The organism is Fusibacter ferrireducens (assembly GCF_015352425.1).
Taxonomy (GTDB): domain Bacteria; phylum Bacillota; class Clostridia; order Peptostreptococcales; family Acidaminobacteraceae; genus Fusibacter_A; species Fusibacter_A ferrireducens.
The window spans coordinates 204,046-224,191 of the sequence record NZ_JADKNH010000005.1; the positions used below are offsets into that span (position 1 = coordinate 204,046).

Annotated in this window: 21 protein-coding genes, 1 pseudogene and 1 riboswitch; of the genes and pseudogenes, 16 read left to right on the forward strand and 6 right to left on the reverse strand. The window is 38.7% G+C overall.

Going from position 1 to position 20,146, the window contains the following annotated elements:
- Nucleotides 1–112: 112 nt before the first annotated feature.
- Complete coding sequence (locus ISU02_RS09745) at nucleotides 113–928, reverse strand: MerR family transcriptional regulator (protein WP_194701637.1); 816 nt, start codon at nucleotides 926–928, stop codon at nucleotides 113–115.
- A 151-nt stretch (nucleotides 929–1,079) separates the two neighbouring features.
- On the opposite strand from ISU02_RS09745, the gene ISU02_RS09750 reads away from it, so the two are divergent.
- Both ISU02_RS09750 and nhaC read left to right on the forward strand, forming a co-directional pair.
- Entirely contained in the window at nucleotides 1,080–2,258 is a 1,179-nt protein-coding gene (locus ISU02_RS09750; RefSeq protein ID WP_194701638.1) for a trans-sulfuration enzyme family protein, read from the forward strand.
- Nucleotides 2,259–2,335: 77 nt separating this feature from the next.
- The gene (gene nhaC, locus ISU02_RS09755; protein ID WP_323985031.1) at nucleotides 2,336–3,796 is read left to right on the forward strand and encodes a Na+/H+ antiporter NhaC; all 1,461 of its coding nucleotides are present in this window, start codon (nucleotides 2,336–2,338) and stop codon (nucleotides 3,794–3,796) included.
- 206 nt (nucleotides 3,797–4,002) lie between these two features.
- On the opposite strand, the gene ISU02_RS09760 is transcribed toward nhaC, so the two are convergent.
- A complete protein-coding gene (locus tag ISU02_RS09760; RefSeq protein WP_194701639.1) occupies nucleotides 4,003–4,752 on the reverse strand; it encodes a gamma-glutamyl-gamma-aminobutyrate hydrolase family protein in 750 nt (249 codons plus the stop codon).
- Between the two features lie 93 nt (nucleotides 4,753–4,845).
- Complete coding sequence (locus tag ISU02_RS24305; protein WP_323985032.1) at nucleotides 4,846–5,676, reverse strand: methyl-accepting chemotaxis protein; 831 nt, start codon at nucleotides 5,674–5,676, stop codon at nucleotides 4,846–4,848.
- A gap of 497 nt (nucleotides 5,677–6,173) precedes the next feature.
- Between ISU02_RS24305 and ISU02_RS09770 the strand changes: the two genes are divergently transcribed.
- The 6 genes from ISU02_RS09770 (at nucleotide 6,174) to ISU02_RS09795 (ending at nucleotide 11,865) form a co-directional block, all read left to right on the forward strand.
- A complete protein-coding gene (locus ISU02_RS09770) occupies nucleotides 6,174–7,583 on the forward strand; it encodes a serine hydrolase domain-containing protein (RefSeq protein ID WP_194701641.1) in 1,410 nt (469 codons plus the stop codon).
- A 339-nt stretch (nucleotides 7,584–7,922) separates the two neighbouring features.
- Nucleotides 7,923–8,585, forward strand: a complete 663-nt coding sequence (locus tag ISU02_RS09775) for an HAD family hydrolase (RefSeq protein WP_194701642.1) — start codon at nucleotides 7,923–7,925, stop codon at nucleotides 8,583–8,585.
- Nucleotides 8,586–8,778: 193 nt separating this feature from the next.
- Nucleotides 8,779–8,964, forward strand: a riboswitch (cobalamin riboswitch).
- A gap of 128 nt (nucleotides 8,965–9,092) precedes the next feature.
- Complete coding sequence (cbiQ, locus tag ISU02_RS09780) at nucleotides 9,093–9,893, forward strand: cobalt ECF transporter T component CbiQ (protein WP_194701643.1); 801 nt, start codon at nucleotides 9,093–9,095, stop codon at nucleotides 9,891–9,893.
- A 10-nt stretch (nucleotides 9,894–9,903) separates the two neighbouring features.
- Nucleotides 9,904–10,758 carry an energy-coupling factor ABC transporter ATP-binding protein gene (locus ISU02_RS09785; protein ID WP_194701644.1) on the forward strand — a complete coding sequence of 285 codons (855 nt, stop codon included), beginning with the start codon at nucleotides 9,904–9,906 and terminating at the stop codon, nucleotides 10,756–10,758.
- 34 nt (nucleotides 10,759–10,792) lie between these two features.
- Entirely contained in the window at nucleotides 10,793–11,545 is a 753-nt protein-coding gene (locus ISU02_RS09790) for an energy-coupling factor ABC transporter permease (RefSeq protein ID WP_194701645.1), read from the forward strand.
- Nucleotides 11,545–11,865, forward strand: a complete 321-nt coding sequence (locus tag ISU02_RS09795; protein WP_194701646.1) for an energy-coupling factor ABC transporter substrate-binding protein — start codon at nucleotides 11,545–11,547, stop codon at nucleotides 11,863–11,865. The genes ISU02_RS09790 and ISU02_RS09795 overlap by 1 nt, the downstream gene beginning before the upstream one ends.
- 141 nt (nucleotides 11,866–12,006) lie before the next feature.
- Here the strand turns inward: ISU02_RS09795 and ISU02_RS09800 are convergent, their stop codons facing one another.
- A complete protein-coding gene (locus tag ISU02_RS09800; RefSeq protein ID WP_194701647.1) occupies nucleotides 12,007–12,255 on the reverse strand; it encodes a DUF5320 domain-containing protein in 249 nt (82 codons plus the stop codon).
- Nucleotides 12,256–12,461: 206 nt separating this feature from the next.
- Between ISU02_RS09800 and ISU02_RS09805 the strand changes: the two genes are divergently transcribed.
- From ISU02_RS09805 to ISU02_RS09830, 6 genes are all read left to right on the forward strand, one after another.
- Nucleotides 12,462–12,824 (forward strand): NifB/NifX family molybdenum-iron cluster-binding protein, encoded by a 363-nt coding sequence (locus ISU02_RS09805; protein ID WP_194701648.1) that lies wholly within the window; start codon nucleotides 12,462–12,464, stop codon nucleotides 12,822–12,824.
- An 18-nt stretch (nucleotides 12,825–12,842) separates the two neighbouring features.
- On the forward strand, nucleotides 12,843–13,682 hold the full coding sequence (locus tag ISU02_RS09810) for an ATP-binding protein (protein WP_194701649.1): 840 nt from the start codon (nucleotides 12,843–12,845) through the stop codon (nucleotides 13,680–13,682).
- Nucleotides 13,679–14,581: a nucleotide-binding protein gene (locus ISU02_RS09815; RefSeq protein ID WP_194701650.1), complete on the forward strand. Its 903-nt coding sequence runs from the start codon at nucleotides 13,679–13,681 to the stop codon at nucleotides 14,579–14,581. The genes ISU02_RS09810 and ISU02_RS09815 overlap by 4 nt, the downstream gene beginning before the upstream one ends.
- Before the next feature lie 4 nt (nucleotides 14,582–14,585).
- The gene (locus tag ISU02_RS09820; protein ID WP_194701651.1) at nucleotides 14,586–16,145 is read left to right on the forward strand and encodes a glutamate synthase-related protein; all 1,560 of its coding nucleotides are present in this window, start codon (nucleotides 14,586–14,588) and stop codon (nucleotides 16,143–16,145) included.
- Nucleotides 16,142–16,498, forward strand: a complete 357-nt coding sequence (locus ISU02_RS09825; RefSeq protein ID WP_194701652.1) for a NifB/NifX family molybdenum-iron cluster-binding protein — start codon at nucleotides 16,142–16,144, stop codon at nucleotides 16,496–16,498. Before ISU02_RS09820 ends, ISU02_RS09825 begins: the two co-directional genes overlap by 4 nt.
- 198 nt (nucleotides 16,499–16,696) lie before the next feature.
- Nucleotides 16,697–17,062 carry a DUF134 domain-containing protein gene (locus ISU02_RS09830; RefSeq protein ID WP_194701653.1) on the forward strand — a complete coding sequence of 122 codons (366 nt, stop codon included), beginning with the start codon at nucleotides 16,697–16,699 and terminating at the stop codon, nucleotides 17,060–17,062.
- A 192-nt stretch (nucleotides 17,063–17,254) separates the two neighbouring features.
- Here ISU02_RS09830 and ISU02_RS09835 read toward each other — a convergent pair whose 3' ends face one another.
- Complete coding sequence (locus ISU02_RS09835; protein ID WP_194701654.1) at nucleotides 17,255–18,598, reverse strand: MFS transporter; 1,344 nt, start codon at nucleotides 18,596–18,598, stop codon at nucleotides 17,255–17,257.
- 496 nt (nucleotides 18,599–19,094) lie between these two features.
- Between ISU02_RS09835 and ISU02_RS09840 the strand changes: the two are divergent.
- Both ISU02_RS09840 and ISU02_RS09845 read left to right on the forward strand, forming a co-directional pair.
- Nucleotides 19,095–19,451: pseudogene (locus ISU02_RS09840) on the forward strand (nucleotidyltransferase substrate binding protein); the annotation flags it as partial.
- Nucleotides 19,452–19,766, forward strand: coding sequence for a nucleotidyltransferase domain-containing protein (locus ISU02_RS09845; RefSeq protein WP_194701655.1), 315 nt, complete (start codon nucleotides 19,452–19,454; stop codon nucleotides 19,764–19,766). It begins immediately after the preceding pseudogene.
- 74 nt (nucleotides 19,767–19,840) lie between these two features.
- Here ISU02_RS09845 and ISU02_RS09850 read toward each other — a convergent pair whose 3' ends face one another.
- Entirely contained in the window at nucleotides 19,841–20,146 is a 306-nt protein-coding gene (locus ISU02_RS09850) for a hypothetical protein (protein ID WP_194701656.1), read from the reverse strand.

Consider the following 20,146-nt stretch of genomic DNA (forward strand, 5'->3'; position numbering starts at 1 on the left):
AATTGCAAAAAAATGAAAAAGCCATCGGATCGTATTTGAAAGTGATGATGGCTTTAAATCTGTTTTAAGGGGTGAGTTTAAACGATGAATTTAAACGATGCGCTTACATACGTCATACCTGTTTGGATGGATAAAAAAGCTGAAGTTCATAGATTGCGTTATAGTATTCGTGAAGATGATCTTCGTATTCCATGGCAAGAACAATAGAAGGTCTTTGCTCTTTTTTTCTGTTGACATATGCCATAAGAGGAGCAATGTCAAAGTCCTCATTGAGAATATGCGTGCAGAAGCAGACATAGTCCCCTTCAGGTAAGACAATGAGATCCTCTGGATTGACCTTGTTCGGGTTGTTGAGTAAAACGCTTGTACAGAGCGGCTTAAAGGTATTTTGCATTAAGGCGTCAAAGTCCAATATATAGCTGAACTGTCGCATGAAACTGATCTCTTTGTTCTTTTCGGCAAACAACTTGCGGTGTAAACTGATATCCATGTTTTCAATGGAGGTTTGATTTCGATCAGAGATAAATAAATAGCGCTGAGGGAACGTTTTTTTGTAAATGAGATTAAGCGTGTCATCTACTTCGTTAAAAGAGTAGTAGTCTGTTATAAAGTCAATTTTTGCGAAGAGTTCTTGAATAGCAAGAAGTTCTTTTTGTTTTTGCGCTTTAATCTCAGCTAATATCTGCTTTAAATCTTCAGATTTTCCCGTGTCAAAAACATGCTTAATCTGTTCCAATGAGAGCCCAATAGATCTCAAATATTTGAAGCGACTGATAAACTGGAACTGATCAAAAGTATAGTATCTGTAACCCGTTTCTTCATTGATAAGACTCGGTACAATGAGTCCAATTTTATGATAGTGACGCAGTGAATGAACAGAGATATTAAAAATTCTAGAGACTTCACCAATTGAAAACTGATCTTTCATACGAGAGCCCTTTCTAAACGGATTCTGACGATATAACTCTATTATAATGTTTTCTGATAACTCAATCAAATGTAAAAAAAGGATATTGACTTTCATATAGTTCTAGGCTTTATGATTAAATTGACAACAGGAAACGGGAGGGTGAAAATTTATGGAAGAAAAATTTATGACACAATTGACCCATTTGGGTGCATACAAAAGAATTCCAATGACATCAAAACCGAAAGTGATGCCCATATATATGAGTTCTGCTTATAGTTTTGAGGATTCAGATATCTGTAATGATATTTGCTATCATAGAGAAGATGGTTATCTATATGGCAGCTATGGCAACCCAACAGCAGATGCTTTGAAAGAAATATTGGTAAATATTGAAGGTGCTGAGGCATGTGATGTTTATGCATCGGGTATGGCAGCTATCACTTTGGCGATTCTTTCGCAAGTTAAATCGGGAGATCATATTATAGCCAACAATGTGATTTATGGTAATGTCTTTAAATTCTTAAAGACTGAGCTTGGAGAAAATCTTGGTGTTGAGGTTACTTTTGTTGATTTCAAGAAAGAAGATCTAGCGCCATATTTTAAACCTAATACGAAAATGGTATACATGGAGACGATTAGCAACCCCATGATCGAAGTTATAGATATTGCCAAAGTTGCAGAAATAACACATCAACATGGTGCAAGATTGATGATAGATAATACTTTTGCCACACCTATTGTCTGCCAACCTATAAAATATGGTGCAGATATTGTGGTCTATAGTGCCACTAAATTTATGAATGGTCATAGCGATATCATGGCAGGCATTGTTTTAGGTAGTAAAGAAGTTCTTGACAGAGTGGTTGATTTATCACATACTTTTGGGCCTACCATAAGCCCATTTGATGTATGGTTACTCATGAGAAGTATGAGAACGCTGGACATTCGTGTGGAACGTCACAGCCATAATGCCATGAAACTTGCAGAATTTTTAGACCAACATCCGAAGACGGGCAAAGTGTACTATCCAGGATTGCCTTCGTTTCCAGACCATGAAGCGGCGAAAAAGTATTTTAATAAAGGTCTTTACGGTGGCATGTTGGCAGTGGACATGGGCAGCTATGAAAATATAGCAAAGTTTGTTGAAAAGGCTCAACTCTCAGAAATTGTTGCAAGTCTTGGGACTTATACCACAAGTCTTTGTGATACAACAATTACACATAGTGGTATGACAGCTGCTGAGCGTAAGGAAGCGGGACTTCCAGAAGGACTTTTGAGAATTTCGACCGGGCTTGAAAATATAGATGATATCATTGGTGAATTTGAACGCATTCTTGAAGAATTATAAGTATCGTTTCAAGGGGAGAGATCCTGAGATACTTTAATTATAAAAAAAGGGGAAAAAACAAGAATTGGAGGTATCAAGTGGAAGGTAAGAAGATGGAAAAAGTGAAAAAAGAGAAGAAGGAAGCGACGCTATTGATCGCAATGATTCCTGTCTTATTTCTGGCAGTAAGTCTTATACTCACATTGGTGGTTTATAAGTTAGGGGAACCGCATATTCCTTTAATTACTTCGGCAATGGTTGCAGCTGCGGTTGCAATGTACTTTCTGAATTACTCGTGGGAAGAGATAGAAGAAGGGATTGTCGAAACGATCAAAATGTCCATGGGGGCAATCATTATCATTCTGATTATCGGTATTCTTGTGGGTATTTGGATCAAGGCGGGGATCATACCAACAATGGTTTATTATGGTCTTCAAGTGTTATCACCTCAATATTTCTTAGTTGCAGCATTTATTATCTGTGCAGTTGTCTCTGTTGCAACGGGAAGTTCTTGGTCAACAGTTGCAACGGTAGGGATTGCACTTATGAGTATTGGAACAGCCCTTGGCATTTCGGTTCCGATCATTGGCGGGGCAATTATTTCAGGGTCATATCTTGGAGATAAAATCTCTCCGTTATCGGATACCACTAACTTAGCACCGGCAATGGCAGGTGCAAATCTATTCGATCACATAAGACACATGCTCTATACAACGCTTCCGAGTGCAGTTATTTCTATCATTTTATTTTGGATTATCGGTATGCGTTATGCTGGTGGGGAATTAGATACAGTTGCAATTAATAATCTTTTAGATACAATGAAAGACATGTTCTACATCAGTCCAATTCTACTTTTAGTACCATGTATGGTTATCGGTATGGTTATTTTCCGTATACCAGCAATTCCGGGTCTCTTTTTTGCCAGTGTGGTGGGGTTATTTTTCGCAGTGATCTTCCAAGGTGCTGGTTTAAAAGATCTGATTGATATTGCAAACAATGGTTTTACAAGTTTTACTGGCGACCCTGCAATTGATGAATTGCTAACGGGTGGTGGCATGCAAAGTATGATGTGGACGACGTCGTTGACACTCTGTGCCATGATCTTCGGTGGCGTTATGGAGAAAACTGGAATGCTCAATGTGATTGCATGTCGCATATTAGAACGTGCAAAAACAGATGGTCAGTTGATTCTCGCAACGTTGATTTCATGTTATGGCATTGTCTTTATTGCAGGGGACCAATATTTATCTATCGTAATTCCTGGTAGAATGTATAAAGATGCCTATGCACAAAGACGACTACATCCTAAAAATCTCTCAAGGGCTTTAGAGGATGCGGGTACTTTAGCTTCGCCTTTGGTACCGTGGAGTTCTTGTGGTGCGTACATGATGATTACGCTTGGGTTAGCACCTTGGGCTTACGTGCCGTACTGCTTCCTAAACTACATTAATCCAATCATCTCAGCAATCTATGGCTTTACTGGATTCAGTATTGAAAAGTTGCCTGAAGATACAAATGCGTTTGAATCGAGTGACTCTGTGGGAGAGTTAGTGGGCTAATCTCATGAATTGAAAACACATGATAAATATGTACTCATAAGATGTAATAAGAAATAAAGTTGTCTAAAAAGTAGAGAAGCCTCAATCAAATTGTCATAAAAGACGATTTTGTTGAGGCTTCTTACTATTGACGTGATTTCATCGATATAATATAGACTATCAAGTTTGAGTTTTATATTTTGAAAGCCTATTTGGAGTTAGAGTGCTTATTTGGAACACCTTTTGACAAAATCGGTAAAAATTTTTAAGTAATAGGGGTGTTCTCTGGTCATCATCTCAGGATGCCACTGGATGCCTACAACATATCTCTCAGGGGGCATCTCAATGGCTTCCACAGTGTTGTCATCTGCAGACATTGTAACTTTAAAGCCCTTTCCCAACTGATCGATTGCCTGATGGTGAAAACTGTTAACGCGGATCTGATCTGTGTTGAAAATATCGTAGATCAGTGAATGGGTATCTACTTGAGCGTTATGGATGGGATAATGTTTAGGTGAATTTGTACAGGCGTGATTAAATAAAGTGGACTTTTGATATTGCATATCTTGAAACAAAGTGCCTCCGGTGGCTACCGTCAATAGCTGACAGCCTCTACAAATCCCTAAGACCGGTATATTGGATTCAGAAAGTACTATTTTAGCAAGTTCTATTTCAAAGCGATCTCTTTCAGGTATCAGTAGTCCCAATGCCTTCGTAGGATATTGACCGTAGTAATTAGGATCGATGTCTTTGCCCCCAGTGAAGATGATGCCATCAAGGTGCTTGATCAGATCGCTGAGTTGATCTAAATCTTTAAGAACAGGTAAGATGACAGGAGTTCCTCCTGCCGCTTCTATTGAGTAGACGTAGTCATCTGCAAGCAATTGCCATTCTTGTTTTATGGCACCGATGCCTTCAGAGATGCCAAAACTATCGTTTGTGGAGTAGTTAGCCGTAATGCCGATTATGGGTCTCATCTTGTATGCGCCTCCTTAAATAAAATGAGTATACACAATTTTTGTGTGGTCGTAAAGAGAGGCGCTTGTATTTTTTAATTGCATTTTGTGCGATTAAATCTTGGTAGAGAGCTCGGTGAGATCAATTGAAAGTGTTTTGAGTTCGTAAATGTTTTTAACGATTTCTTCTGTCTGTGTGGCTTGCATTTCGCTAATCAAAGCATATCCTTTGGCAATTTCTCTGATCTCGCTCATATCCCCGGCAATGCGCTTTAGGGTCTCATTGATTTCGCCAGAAGATGATTTGCTGTTCTCTGCAAGTTTTCGAATTTCCCCTGCAACAATGGAAAAACCTCTGCCGTGCTCACCAGCCCTCGCCGCTTCTATAGAAGCGTTCAGCCCGAGCAGATTAGTGGTATTTGCAATGGACTTGATGTATTCTATAACGACATCAAGCCTTTCGAACTCTTTGTTTATGTAGTCAATTTTACTATTGATTATTTGGGCATTTGCGGCTATTTCTTCCATACTACCAGACAATTCTTCCGAGGAAGTAGAGAGCGCTTCTGAAAAAGCATGCAATTTTTTTGACATTGACATAACATTTTCTTCATTTTCTCTGGAAATGCCTATAGTAAGCACGCCCACGACGTTATCAGTTGAGGAATTGATAAGCGGGATACTGGTAATTGTAACCGGAACACCGTACTTTTCTCTTGGATAAATGACGCTTTGTTTCTTCTTTTCTTTTATGGCACGTTTAACCGCACCGCCTTCTGGCGGGATGGCACCTTCCTTTATATTGAGTTGAAAATCCGTGGCGTTTTTGACGAATAAATGTTTTTCAAGATCGTCTAATATAACTGTTGCATTTGGAAAGCCCAGCGCGTATGAGTCAAATGTTGCTCGTATTGAATTGAAATAGTCTTCGTCATAAATGGACATACTTAAAGCCTCCTGTGGGGTATAAACGATTGAGTATAAACGAATGGATATAAAAACAAATTTTATGGTATTCATATCGCAATTGTGGTGCCAAAAATTTATTTTTTAGATAATCCGCGGATGATGTTGAGATCATAGGCATCCATTACAAAAGAGCACAATAGAAGCAAAATCAAAAATTCTAAAAAATTGGAATTATTTTTTATCTGAAAAATAAGTTTTATAGAAGAACGCTGTGGTATAAACGTATTTATACAGTTCTAATAGATTAGAATCCGTAAGGTGCTTTTTTCTCATATTTTAGAAGCGGTTCGGTGAATGCGCATGCTAATTTTTAAGGAAAAGCGGTAATGTGGTAAAACACTTGCGGATAAATGTGAAAAAATGCTACTATTATATTGGGTGGTGTGGAATATTTATTAGGATGACCTCAAACACAGAATTTCGGTCATGAGGATACTTTCGTGTAGATTTCAGTAATTTAAGGGGGAACAATTATGTTGAAACGAATTTTTGTTTTTTTACTTGTATTCACACTTTTTCAAGCAAACACGATTACATATGCCAACAATATGCAAGACATGTTGGATATGCTGAATCAATTACAAGAGATGACGAATTCATCTGAGGGGCGGACTTTACCAGAGGGCATAACTTTGCCAGAAGGCTTTAGTCTACCCGAAGGATTTGAATTCCCAGAGGGGTTTAGTATGCCAGAGGGCATGACGCTTCCAGAGGGGTTTAGTATGCCAGAGGGTGTGACGCTTCCAGAGGGCTTTGACATGCCAGAAGGCGTGATGCTCCCAGAGGGTTTTGACATGCCAGAAGGTGTGATGCTTCCAGAGGGCGTTGAGCAGTTTTTAAATAAGACCAATAAAGAACCGCTTGATAGTACGCCGCTTACACAAGTGGATCCTAAAATCGTTGGAATTAACGCTGAGATGTTAAAAAACATGGAGACCTATATTTCAAACAATCCTAAATATGCCAATCTAGATGCTGTTTTAATTGCAAAGGACGGAAAGTTTTGCTACAGCTACTATGCGAGTCCTAAAAACAAAATGAAACCTTCACCCGTATATTCCGTAACTAAGTCAGTGACTTCTATGCTCATTGGAATAGCTGAGGATGAAGGCTTCTTGAGCACAGAGGATCCAGTCGTAAAATACTTTGATACAACGACTTTGGATAACATGACTGAGGATAAAAAGAATATTCTTGTCAAACACCTTATGACGATGCAGTCTGGATTGACTTGGGGTGAAGAAGAAGACATGAGTGTCTTCATCGATTTATATACGCAATCTCTAAACCCGTTTGAGAAAGTCAATATCCCTCAAACAATGATGAGCCTACCAATGAAAACAGTTCCTGGTACATTATTTGACTATAACACGATGCATGGCAATGTTTTAGATCATGTGCTCTACGAGGCCAGTTCAATGCACTTAAAGGAATTCGCAGATCAGTACCTCTTCGGTCCTTTGGGGATTCATGCTTATAATTTCGAAAAATCAAATAGTGATGGTTCATATTTTGGTGGAAAAGGGCTCGCTTTGACGGGAGAAGATATGCTGAAAATTGGTATTCTGATCGATAATGGCGGTAAGATCGATGATCAGCAAATCATTTCTCAATCCTACTTGGACAAGGCTTCAAAAGCTGTTGTGTCGAGAAGTAACAGCGGCACTCCAAACTATGGATATAGCTTTAACACGGATGAAGGTGCCATTCGTTTTGCAGGAAGTGGTGGACAGCGCATTGATATCTATGACAGCAAGGACCTTGTCGTTGTCTATAAAGTTAAAACAGACTTATATGGTGCCAGCACAGAAACAATGGAAGCAGATATCTCTTATTTGACCACTCAATTTATTATGAAAAGTTTAAACGAGGATGTTCAATAAAACACCCAGAAGAAATCATTTAAACCTTACAATCGCATAGATTTATAGAGTTCAAAGGTGCAGCTGGCATGGACGATTATTCCAAGCAAGTTGTGCCTTTTTTACGCTCTGTGCGATAAAAATACATTGAGCTTTTAACGATTATGTAAGCATATGCTTTTATCGGCAATTTCGGAACCCATTGGACACGGAGAAGATTTTTTTTACATTTAACCTTTTAAAATAGACCGCAATGACACGGATGCTGATATAATAAGGAAACGGAAGACAGGTATGAAATCAATAAGATGGCTGGGAGAAGAAATTCGTTTTTAAGATGATATAGGAGGCATTTGTTCAATGAAATATAAGTGTTTAGTGTTAGATCATGATGATACGGTGGTTAAGAGTACGCCAACTATTCATTATCCTTCATTTATTGAAGCGATGAAGGTATTGCGTCCTGAATTAACCCCTTACACACTCGAAGAATTTGTGAATTATTGTTTTGATCCAGGTTTTGATGACTTGTGTAGGGTTATTCTAAAATATACAGATGATGAATCATCAAGACAGCAGGAGATATGGCGACGTTATACAGGAAGTGTCATCCCACAGTTTTATAAAGGCTTTTCAGAGTTAATTTCAAATTTTAGAGCGTCTGGAGGCTATATTTGCGTCGTATCTCACTCTGAAAAAAATCGGATTTTAAGGGATTATAAAAAGACTTTAAATATAGAGCCTGATATGATTTTCGGCTGGGAAGGCGAAGCACATCAAAGAAAACCCAATCCTTACCCACTTGAGGCAATCATGAGACAGTTCAATCTTAAGCGAAGTGAACTGCTCATGGTGGATGATTTAAAACCCGGACTTGATATGGCGAGAAGCTGCGGAATAGATTTTGCGTGTGCAGGTTGGTCGCATATGATACCTAGTATTGTGGCTTATATGCGTCAGAATTCAGATTACTATTTTGAAGATGTAAATGCGTTAGCGACACTCGTCTTAGAAAGACAATGAGGTGTGTAAAGTCGCCACAGGCTCGTGAGTACAGGGTATTTTTAAGAAAAGCAAAGGATGGACATAATATTACAAGAAAGTCGCAAGAAAATGTATTGTTATTTGTTAAATATTTCTCTATAATTAAGTAGAGTTAGAGTGCCAAAATAGAGGTTGCACAACTATTGGATTTTGACACTTTAACCTAATCGCAAATTTAATATTTTGAATAGGTGCTGTTGATTATAAAATCAACTATTAAAAGGAAAGAGAGTGTAAATCTCTCACGGTCCCGCCGCTGTAAAAGAAGAATCTTTTCCAAAATACCACTGGGAAACCGGGAAGGTGGAAAAGGTGATGACGCTTGAGTCAGAAAGCCTGCCTATTCTGTATCATCAATGACTCTACGGAAGATGGAGGGGATGTCTATAAGTGTAGCTTTATATTTTTATGGTTACAAAACCTCTTAGCGTTTGATTGAGAGGTTTTATTTTTTGTCGGGATTTCAGAGAAGGGAGGCGTATACGAATGAAGCGAATTAAACACAACCACGGCGAAGGCGTTAGAATTGATTACTATGCGTATGCTTCTCACATCAAGCACTGGAATGCCACTTTTAAAGTTTTTTTTTCACTGGTGATCATGGTAATTTGCATTGCCTTTAACAATCCCTATGTCTCTACAGTGGTGATTGTGGCAATGGCCTACATCACAATAGTTAAAGGGCAATTGCCCTTGAGCGAGTATTTAAGAGTGCTTGCAATTCCGACTACTTTTATTTTGCTCAGTGTTGTGGCCATTATTTTCGATTTTTCAAAAGAGCCCATGGGGTTATACCATTTTCCCGTTGGTCTTGGCTATTTCTATACTTCAAAGGCAATGCTAAAAACGGGATTATATCTAACATTAAAAGTTTTTGCAGCGATCAGTGCGCTTCAGATGATGACGCTTTCAACACCATTTTCTGAAATCATTTCTGTAATGCGAAAAGCACATGTGCCAAAGCTTGTGATTGAGCTCATGAATATGATTTATCGCTATATTTTTATCTTATTAGAAGTGTCGACTAAGATGAAAAATGCGGCAGATTCAAGGTTGGGCAACTGCGATTTTAAGACGTCTTGTTCAACTTTTGGGAGCATAGGCGCCAATTTGCTCGTGATTTCCATGAGAAAGGCAAATGCTTACTACGATGCAATGGAATCAAGATGTTATGATGGTGATTTTCTATTTTATGAAGAAGATAGAGCCGTGGATAAAAATTTAATTATGAAAGCAGCCCTATTTATTGTGATTTTGATTATCATTGGGTGCTATACAAGGCTGTAAGGAGTTGTAGATGAAGAAAACGATATTAAAGGTGGAAAATTTGCACTATGCCTACTGGAACGGAAAAGTCGCATTGAATGATGTCAGTGTGGACATACGTGAAGGTGAAAAGATTGCAGTTATGGGTTCTAATGGATCTGGAAAGTCCACTTTTTTCCTCAATATAAATGGGGTCTTTGCACCTGAGCGTGGTAAAATCACCTACAGGGAAACGCTTGTCACTAAAAAAAATCTAAAAGAACTTCGCAAAAATATTGGCATTGTTTTTCAAGATGCGGATAATCAGATCGTCGCTTCCACAGTTAGGGCTGAAGTGGGATTTGGGCCAATGAATTTAAAGTTGCCTATGCAAGAAGTGCATGAACGCGTGGAAGAATCCCTTGCCTATATGAATATTACAGATTTTAAAGATCGACCGCCACATTACCTTAGTGGTGGTGAAAAGAAACGCGTGAGCATCGCCAGTATTTTAGCGATGAGACCAGAAATGATTATTTTTGATGAACCCACAGCGGCACTTGATCCCTTAAATGCTACAATGCTAGAGGATGTACTCGCCAAGCTTGGCAACGTGGGGAAGACGATATTACTTTCCACACATGATGTGGATTTGGCATATCGTTGGGCGGAACGTGTTCTCGTGTTTAGCGCAGGAGAAATTATAGCGGATGGGACGCCGTTGGATATTTTTAGAGATCAGCAGATCTTAGAAAAGGCAAACTTAAAAAAACCCATGATGCTTGAGGTTTATGAAATGCTCGTTAAAAAAAAGCTGTTAGAAGACTCTGCGGAGTATCCTAAAACGACACAAGCATTTAACAAATTACTTGATGATCACGTGGTTTTTCTAGGCGATTTAGCTTAGAAAAACATAAAACGTCAGAAGAGGAGGAAATCGAATGAATTTTAGACAGAAGATCATTTTCACAAGTTCGATTGCAATTGCATTTATTTTTGGTATAACGCCTGTGACCAATGCAATGCATATTATGGAGGGCTATTTATCGCCGATGTATTGTATCCTTTGGGGTGCTATTTGTATGCCATTTTTAGTGTGGGGTTATTTTTCGATTAAGAAAACAGTGGCCAAAGATCGGAAATCCATAACACTCATTGCAATGTCAGGTGCTTTTATTTTTGTGGTTTCATCGCTGAAAATTCCATCGGTGACAGGAAGTTGCTCTCATATGACTGGTACAGGATTAGGGGCAATTTTAATAGGAGCGAGTTCTGTGAGTATATTGGGACTTATTGTGCTCATCTTTCAAGCTGTTTTACTGGCACATGGTGGTTTAACCACTCTTGGTGCGAATACATTTTCTATGGCAATTGCAGGACCACTTGTCTCTTTTGGAATTTATAAATTATGTATAAAATTAAAAGTGAATAAATACGTAAGTGTTTTCTTGGCGGCCTCGATAGGCGATTTATTCACATATTGTGTCACCAGTTTACAACTTGCACTTGCGTATCCTTCAGAGATGGGCGGTATACAAGTGTCAGCTGCCAAGTTCCTTGCAGTATTTGCACCAACACAATTACCGCTTGCAATTATAGAAGGTATTTTGAGTGTTCTCGTTATTATTGGTCTTGAAACGTACGCACAGTCAGAATTAAGAGGTATTGGCTTTTTAAAGGTAGGTGAAAAATAATGAAGAACAAAAAATGGACAGTTGTGGTTTTATTAATTGTTGCATTATTGATTGCCATTGTACCGTTATTTGTATTAAAAGGTGCTGAATTTGGCGGTTCGGATGATGCTGGAAGTGTTGCAATTTCTGAGATTACAGGGCAAGAATATGAACCTTGGTTTACGCCTGTTATGGAAACTTGGATTCATGGTGAATTGCCTGGCGAAGTTGAAAGCTTGTTATTCTGCGTTCAAACGGGCATTGGTGTAGGTATTATGGCCTTTCTTATGGGGAGATTTGTCGAACGGACTAAGCAAGAAAAGCTACGTAAAGTACAATAATTAGTGATATAGAAAAAATAGATAGAGTATAAATTGCAATGTAAAACGCCCCCTTAAAGCGAGATTAAAAAATCTAGCTTTAAGGGGGCGTTTTTTCAGAGATATGAATTCAATTTTAGAGCAAACTCTTTAAGAGAGCGCTTATTGATTGCTCATATTTCTACCGAATCTTCGGTTGCCTTTTCTGCCGCAACCTCTGCCTCTGCCTTGATTTAGGCCGCCATTTCTACCACCCATGCAATTTCTACCACGGCCGATGCCTTTTGCTGGTTTGTCGAAAGATTGATTCTCAGTGTTAAAAGCTCTGTCTTCACCATTATCACAATGGCCTAAACCTCTTCCTGTCAATGTACCTTCGCCCATTGGTCCTGTTCCATCTCTTCTTGGCATAATATCACCTCCTTAAGTTATTGACATATGTCATTTATAAAACTATTCTACACTATATTTGACATATGTCAATAACTATTTGCAATTTTTTTCAATATTTAAAATATCTTATTGGAAAGGTTTCGAATTAGATTATTGACATATGTCTATAATGAGGTATAATGAGATTGTAAATGGCATATGCCTAAAATAATAGGAGGCAATATATGAAAATAGCAATTCCAGTAGATGAAAAAAATTTAGAATCCACCGTGTGCATTTCTTTTGGCAGAACACCTTATTTCTTGATTTATGATACAGAAAAAGAAGCGCATACATTTCTAGACAACAGTGCTGCAGCGAGTCAAGGCGGTGCAGGTATAAAAGCTGCACAAGCAGTAGTAGATCAAAATGTCCACGCTTTATTGACACCAAGATGCGGTGAGAATGCTTCTGAAGTGCTCAGCGAAGCAGGTGTGAAAATCTATAAGACCAATGGGACATCAATAAAAGAGAACATAGAGTCATTTAATCAAAATGGATTGTCCATGCTGACAGAGATTCATGCAGGATTACATCAGCATAAATAGTAGAACGGGAGGATCCATATGAAAATTGCAGTGCTTAGTGGAAAAGGTGGCACAGGAAAGACACTAGTTTCTGTCAATCTGGCATCTGCTTTTGAGGAGGCCATCTACATAGATTGTGATGTTGAAGAACCGAATGGACATCTTTTTTTCAAACCTGATGATGTGGTCGAAAAGGAGATCTTAGTTAAAACGCCTGTGGTAGATCATGATAAATGCAGTGGCTGTAGAACTTGTGTTGAGTTTTGTAAATTCAATGCACTTGCATTTATCAATCAAAAAGTAAAAGTCTTTGACTCAATTTGTCATTCTTGCGGCGGATGCAGTTTGATTTGTCCAGAACATGCAATTAAAGAGAAAGATAAAGCAATCGGCGTTATCGAATCTGGACAGTCCCAAAATGTAAAAGTGATCACGGGTCGTTTGAACACCGGCGAAGAAACTGGAGTGCCAATCATTAAGGAATTGCTTCATCTCAATAGAGAAGAGGTATTAAATACTGTGATTGACTGTCCACCTGGAAGTTCTTGTATGGTGATGGAGAGTATAAAGGATGCGGACTACTGTGTGCTCATAGCTGAACCAACTCTATTTGGACGCCATAACCTCAATATGGTGTATGATCTTGTAAAGCTCTTTGATAAACCCTTTGGATGTGTCCTCAATAAATGTATCCAAGGTGAAAATCCGTCTGAATCATTTTGTGTGGATGAGAATATACCCATTATTGGGCGGATTCCGTTTGATAAAAATTTGGGTGCAATCAACTCAAATGGTACGATTATAACCAGAGTGAGTATGGCGTACGATGCGTTATTTAAGGCTATTCTAAATAGAATTGAAGAAGAGGTGTCCAGATGAAGCAATTACTGATTTTAAGTGGTAAGGGTGGCACTGGCAAGACCACAGTGGCATCTGCATTTATCCAGATTTCAAATGCGAAAGCCTTTGCGGATTGTGATGTGGATGCCCCTAATCTACACCTTATTAAAAGAGATTTTGACCAACAAGATCACTGGGATTACTTTGGAATGGACAAAGCGGTGATCAACCCAAGCGTTTGCACGGATTGTGGGTTGTGTCAGACCCACTGCAGATTTGATGCCATTAGTCATAAAATAAACTATGTTGTGGATACAATGGCCTGCGAAGGGTGTGGTGTCTGTGAGCGCATGTGCCCAGCAAATGCGATTGAAATGCAAAGGGCAAAAGCAGGTGATTTACAGGTTTTTAAGGGAATGACCACCTTTTCGACGGCGAAGTTAAAAATGGGCAGTGGGACCAGTGGCATGCTGGTGACAGAAGTGAAGAAAAAGTTAAAAGCAGCTACAGAAGGGGTTGAAGATGTCGATTTTGCCATTATAGATGGTTCACCTGGCATTGGATGTCCGGTGATTTCATCGATTAGCGGTGTGGACATGGTTTTGATTGTCGCAGAGCCTTCGGTTTCTGGGATCAGTGATATGAAGCGCATTGTGGAGACCGCTCAAATTTTTCAACCTCGAATAGCGGTATGCATCAATAAATATGATACGAACGTAGGCTTATCCGAAAAAATTGAAGCTTATTGTGAAGAAAAGGCACTTGATTTTGTAGGCAAAATACCATTTGATTCAAAGGTTGTAAAAGCAGTGAACGCAGGTCTGAGTATAGCGGAAGTGGATTGTGCTGCAAGAACAGCTGTTGAGATAGTCTATAGAGCCTCTATGAAAATATTTTTAGCAGAGGATAATACTTTATTTAAAATCAATAGGGGGTAGCGTTATGTCATATAGCAAGTCTTTAGGCAGTGCACTTACAAACACACATATGAGAACACCTAATCATTTGACTTCACCTTCAGGCATGTGTTCGGTATGCACGTCAAATTGCATGGGGCCGTGTGAAATTGGACTCTCTGCAATAAGGGGGTCAGAGGCCATTTATCCTTTTGCAACGGATGTTTATCAGTTTGCTTCTGAAAAGATATATCCATTGGATTTTTCACACTTTAATATCAACGGTAGAGTATTTGGTGCTTGGGGATGCGAGGCGGATTCAGATCAGGCAACTTTTCCGAAAGCAGATACAGAGATTACATTTGGAAGGAAGAAAAAAATACGCTTAAAGGCGCCAATTATATTGCCTGCAATGGCTAAGCTCAATTGGCGTGATTATTTTGCAGGGGCAGCACTTGCCGGCGTATTGGTGGTTATTGGCGAAGATGTTGTGGCAAAGGATACTAATCTAGAATTGGAAGATGGCAAAGTGGTTGGATCACCTCTTTTAGAAGAGATGGTTCAGTCTTTTAGAAGACATGATCATGGCTATGGGGATATTATTCTTCAAGCTAATGTGGATGACGAAAACCTCGGCGTACTTGAATATGCCATAACACAACTGGGGGTAAAATCCGTTGAATTGAAATTTGGTCAAGCGGCAAAAGGGATTCAAGGCATGGGCCGTTTGAAATCTATAGAAGAAGCGTTGCATTATCAATCCATGGGATATCTTATTTATCCCGATCCCTCAGATGAAAATATTGCAGAGAATTATAAAAAAGGTATTGGCCAACCCTTTGAAAAGATTGGTAAACTCCCCATGTGGACAGAAACGTCTCTTAAAAAGCGCGTTTTAGAACTGAGGCGCTTAGGGGCAGAACAGGTTTGTTTTAAAACAGGACCTTACGACCCTAAAGACTTAATAACTATATTGAAAGTGGCATCTCTTTCAGAGGTAGATCTGGTCACTTTTGATGGCGCAAGTGGCGGTACGGGGAACAGTCCCGTTAAAATGATGAACGAATGGGGTGCGCCAACAGTGTCGTTGGAAAGCATGGTCTACGATATCTTGAAACAGATGGAGATGAAGGGGTATTACTTGCCTCAAGTTGCAATTACAGGTGGCTTTTCAACTGAAGATCATGTCTTCAAAGGCCTAGCGCTGGGGGCACCCTATATTCAATTTGTAGGTATTGGTCGAGCTGCTATGGCGGCAGCAACGGTTGGAAAGCTGGTTGGTGAGTCGATTTTAGCGGGCGATGTGCCAAAAGCGTATGAACGTTATGGCAGGGATATCGAAAGCATCTTTGGAGACGTTAAAAAGCTCAAAGAAGTTGTGGGTGAATCGGCAGTTGACTTGCCCCCAGGTTCAATTGGCCTCTATTCTTATATAGAACGCGTCACAACAGGACTTCAACAATTGATGGCTCTCAACCGAAAATTTTCGCTGAAACACATTGGGCGTGATGATATCGTTGCATTAACCGAACATGCATCCAATGTCACAGACATAATGACATATAGTCAACGTATAAAATTAGGAATTAAAGGAGGCATTTTATGAAAATTGCTGTAGCAAGTAATGGTGAAGTTGTAACAGGACATTTTGGACATTGTGAGTCATTTCGTATTTATCACACGGAAAATGAAAAAATCGTCAAAAGTGAGGTCGTTCCAAATCCGGGGCATAGACCTGGATTTTTACCAAACTATCTCAATGATTTAGGTGTCAACGTGATTATTTCTGGTGGCATGGGGGGTGGCGCCATTGATATTTTCAATGAAAAAAACATTGAAGTCATAGTGGGTGCTCAAGGTGCATCTGATGAAGCTGCAAAATCTTACTTAGCTGGAAATTTAAAATCCACAGGATCTGTTTGTCACGAACATCAACATCATGATACATGTGGTCATTAAAAAGAATTGGATAGATGTGATTAGAATTTGATTATGATTATGATGAAGCATCATAGAGAAGGAAACTATTGAGTAATTGAAATGAATCTGTAGGAAAAAGCCATCCAGATATAAGTATAATTATTGATATATGTTTGAAATCCTTTATAATTTAAGATGAATAGAATGTTTGCGGATGACTTAGAGGAGGTAAAGTGGATGGCCAGACCCAGAAAATGGCGGAAAGTATGTCGTCTTCCAGAAAGTAACGAGTACGGGCCTTTAAATGTGTTGATGGATGAAGAATTTGTTATTATGATGACAGTTGATGAATATGAAACGATTCGGTTGATCGATTTAGAGGGTCTTACACAAGAGGCGTGCGCAGCCCAGATGAATGTTGCGCGGACCACTGTTCAAGGCATATATGTTGAAGCCAGAAGAAAAATAGCAGAGTCTATTGTGAACGGGAAGACCCTTAGAATTGAGGGTGGCGATTATAAGCTCTGTGATGGACAAGAAACAGGCTGTGGCAGGGGAAGCTGCAACAGACGCAGAGGTGGCATGAATCCATCAAAAGAATAGATATTTACTCTGACATTGACATCACATCTGATTGAAGGATTAGATGTGATGTTTTTTTGTCAGGTTTTGTCGGTATAGTATATTCTTTTGAGTGATGCAAAAGAACGTTTTCGTAAAAAAGCCCTTATTTACGTCAGATAATGAGTAGATAAGGGCTTTTTATTAGGTTGTTATTATTTTGAGAAAAGGATATCATTCAGTGATTTCTACAAAATCACTTGAATTCGCAGAAACACATTCGTCTGGAGAAGCTTCTAAGCACCAAAGATGTCTGTCCCGTATAAAAAATAGACAGACGCCAATTCCTGCAAACGCTAGAAATAAGAACAGAAACGCGGCACCAGACCCCTTACCTTTTCCAAACAGGGCATTTAAGATCCATGAATCTTGATATTTCATAAAGGGCTCGAAGACTTGATCTACCAAAACACCACCGAGAAAATAACCTATTGGGATCGTAAAAAATTGTAATGTGTTTCTTGCAGCATAAACCCTGCCCTGCATTTCAACGGGAATATGGGTTCTAAAGAGCACATCCATATTTGCGCCCATCATGGGAATAAAAAGCCATCCCAAAACAGCTCCAATGGACCATAGGGGGACAGAGTTTCCAAATGCTAAAAAGAAATTTTCTGTGCTCATTGAGAATAAAAGTGTATTGCAAATTACCCTTACTCTGCTTTTAGGTGCTGGTAATATGGAAACCATCACGCTACCCACTAAGGTTGCAATGCCCGTGCAAGCGTTCACAATACCGAGGCCGATCTCTCCTCCATTATCTTTCGAAAGAATCATGGCAGGTAGTGCGGCATTATACATAGAAGCAATCAGATTTATACCTGCTAAGAACAGAATTAAATCTAGAATCCCTCGGTTTTCCATTAAGTACTTTAGGCCTGCCTTTGTAGATTTCAGCAAAGTTTCTCTTGTTTCATCTGAGTACTTGATTTCTGGAATCTTTATAAAGAGCACAAGACATAGGAACGCGGTGACAAATGAGAAAAGATCAAACCAAATGACCGCATGCATTCCCACTAAGGACAATAAAGCAGTTGCCAAAACAGGTGTGAGCACACCCGTCAAAGCGTTTGAAAAAGCTCTCATACCACTTACTTTTTGATAATACTCTTTTGGTGTCAGTAAACTGATGGTAACATCCGCTGAGGGTTTTTGAACGGTATTCATCAAACCGTTTAGGGCATTCAACACATAAATATGCCAAATCTCTAATTTGCCCATTTGTAGTAGCAGGAGAACGCAAACCGTACAAAGTGCTGCAAAACTGTCACATGCCAGCATCGTTATTTTTTTGTTCCAGCGATCACTTAGTGCGCCTGCGAATATGCTCATGAGCACATAGGGTGCATATGAACATATTACAATGAGTGCAGTGGTCAATGCAGACCCATATTGCTCATATGACCAGATGACCAGTGCAAAATTCGTCATGGCACTGCCTAAAGCTGAAAAAGATTGTGATAACCATAAGATGATAAAATATTTTAAGTCAACAAGACTTGTTTTTAATGAATTCATTTTGACTTTGCTCCTTTTAATATATTGGACACTCAACTGAGTGCGTTAAAATATTTAAAATGCAAAGTCTCAATAGGACCTAATTGATCTCCATGCGTCCGATCCTACTTGACCTTGCATGGAGCAAAAGCAATACAGAGATTCATTTTTAGCCTCCTTATAATGATATGTATGGATGATTAGGGCATAGATGGTGATGATGACACTTTGACCTTCTAGTTAGATGAGGCGCAAAGTGCATATATACTATAGAATACACGAATGAAGTTCAATTTAACAGGATAAAGTTTTTTTATAGGCGTTTTTTAAACTGTGGTATTACAGCATATAAATTATAGATACAATAATCCAGAAGAATTGATTATTAGGGCTAATAAAGTTATAATTAGAGTGAAATTTAGACAAATTTGATAGGATTTAATCATGTCTTAGAAGGATTGGTGATTTTTTGTTGGACAATTTAAAAGAGATTCGATGGCGATAAAGATTTGAAAATTATTCAAAAACTTACAAATTGCTCGAACGTTATGTGGATCAGCAAATAGAATCAGAAATTGAAAAGGCCGGTATGATTCAGTTCTTTGAGATGGCTTTTGAATTGGCGTGGAAAGTTATGAAAGATTATTTGGAAAGTGAAGCTTATGAAATTAAAAGTCCAAGAGAAGCGATTAAACAGTCGTTTCAAATAGGGCTCATAGATAACAGACACGTTTGGATAGAAGGCCTGACAGTTCGCAATCTCACCGTTCACACTTATGATGAACAATTGGCTGATAAAATGATTGACGATATCAAGACAATTTTCTTTCCTGAACTCAAAAAGTTTTATGATCATTTGATAAAGGAGCTTTAAATGTTTGGTCTTAAAGAATTAGATATGGAAATCATTAGAAGTGCTCTTGTAAAACATCCAGAGATTAAAAAGGCAGCTATTTTTGGGAGTAGAGCAGTGGGCAACTATAAAAAAGGTTCTGATATTGACCTTGTAATATTTGGTGAGAATATAACGCGTACAATTTTACATGATGTATTAGATGAGCTCAATGAAGTATCACCACTACCGTATTTTTTTGATATCCTTGATTATAAAGCGATATCTAATGTGGCATTAAAGGAACACATTGATCACGTAGGGAAGTTGATTTATGAAAAAGAAAAGAGTCTGTAGATTTGAACCGACCACAATAAGTTAGATCACATGATCTTGCTTATTGTGGTCGGTTTTTTTGAAGGCATTGCTTGCTACGCTTTGTCATTTAGTTCATAGATATTACCTTTAAACAGGACGTCATTATCCGTCATATGGTTCAAAAAGCGCTCTCTAAATTGGTCTGCACTCAGATCTTCGCAGATAGTAATGCATCCTGACAAGTCAGCATTAGGCATCAGAGTTTTCATACCCCCACCAAATTCCCAAGCGTTTGACTCTATAAAATCCATAAACTTATGATAAATACGGTCATAAAACGCATCACAAATTTCAAATACAAAGAAATCATCTGTCATATTTATAGGGTCTATATAGCCTTCAATTTTAAATGTTTTCAT

Coding starts and splice junctions, on each gene's coding strand:
- ISU02_RS09790 (WP_194701645.1), top strand. CDS start 10,793: ATGAATTTTAGACAGAAGATCATTTTCACAAGTTCGATTGCAATTGCA.
- cbiQ (WP_194701643.1), top strand. CDS start 9,093: ATGAAGCGAATTAAACACAACCACGGCGAAGGCGTTAGAATTGATTAC.
- ISU02_RS09850 (WP_194701656.1), bottom strand. CDS start 20,146: ATGAAAACATTTAAAATTGAAGGCTATATAGACCCTATAAATATGACA.
- ISU02_RS24305 (WP_323985032.1), bottom strand. CDS start 5,676: ATGTCCATTTATGACGAAGACTATTTCAATTCAATACGAGCAACATTT.
- ISU02_RS09770 (WP_194701641.1), top strand. CDS start 6,174: ATGTTGAAACGAATTTTTGTTTTTTTACTTGTATTCACACTTTTTCAA.
- ISU02_RS09845 (WP_194701655.1), top strand. CDS start 19,452: ATGTTTGGTCTTAAAGAATTAGATATGGAAATCATTAGAAGTGCTCTT.
- ISU02_RS09760 (WP_194701639.1), bottom strand. CDS start 4,752: ATGAGACCCATAATCGGCATTACGGCTAACTACTCCACAAACGATAGT.
- ISU02_RS09750 (WP_194701638.1), top strand. CDS start 1,080: ATGGAAGAAAAATTTATGACACAATTGACCCATTTGGGTGCATACAAA.
- ISU02_RS09830 (WP_194701653.1), top strand. CDS start 16,697: ATGGCCAGACCCAGAAAATGGCGGAAAGTATGTCGTCTTCCAGAAAGT.
- ISU02_RS09800 (WP_194701647.1), bottom strand. CDS start 12,255: ATGCCAAGAAGAGATGGAACAGGACCAATGGGCGAAGGTACATTGACA.
- ISU02_RS09745 (WP_194701637.1), bottom strand. CDS start 928: ATGAAAGATCAGTTTTCAATTGGTGAAGTCTCTAGAATTTTTAATATC.
- ISU02_RS09805 (WP_194701648.1), top strand. CDS start 12,462: ATGAAAATAGCAATTCCAGTAGATGAAAAAAATTTAGAATCCACCGTG.
- ISU02_RS09775 (WP_194701642.1), top strand. CDS start 7,923: ATGAAATATAAGTGTTTAGTGTTAGATCATGATGATACGGTGGTTAAG.
- ISU02_RS09815 (WP_194701650.1), top strand. CDS start 13,679: ATGAAGCAATTACTGATTTTAAGTGGTAAGGGTGGCACTGGCAAGACC.
- ISU02_RS09795 (WP_194701646.1), top strand. CDS start 11,545: ATGAAGAACAAAAAATGGACAGTTGTGGTTTTATTAATTGTTGCATTA.
- ISU02_RS09835 (WP_194701654.1), bottom strand. CDS start 18,598: ATGAATTCATTAAAAACAAGTCTTGTTGACTTAAAATATTTTATCATC.
- ISU02_RS09825 (WP_194701652.1), top strand. CDS start 16,142: ATGAAAATTGCTGTAGCAAGTAATGGTGAAGTTGTAACAGGACATTTT.
- ISU02_RS09810 (WP_194701649.1), top strand. CDS start 12,843: ATGAAAATTGCAGTGCTTAGTGGAAAAGGTGGCACAGGAAAGACACTA.
- ISU02_RS09820 (WP_194701651.1), top strand. CDS start 14,586: ATGTCATATAGCAAGTCTTTAGGCAGTGCACTTACAAACACACATATG.
- ISU02_RS09785 (WP_194701644.1), top strand. CDS start 9,904: ATGAAGAAAACGATATTAAAGGTGGAAAATTTGCACTATGCCTACTGG.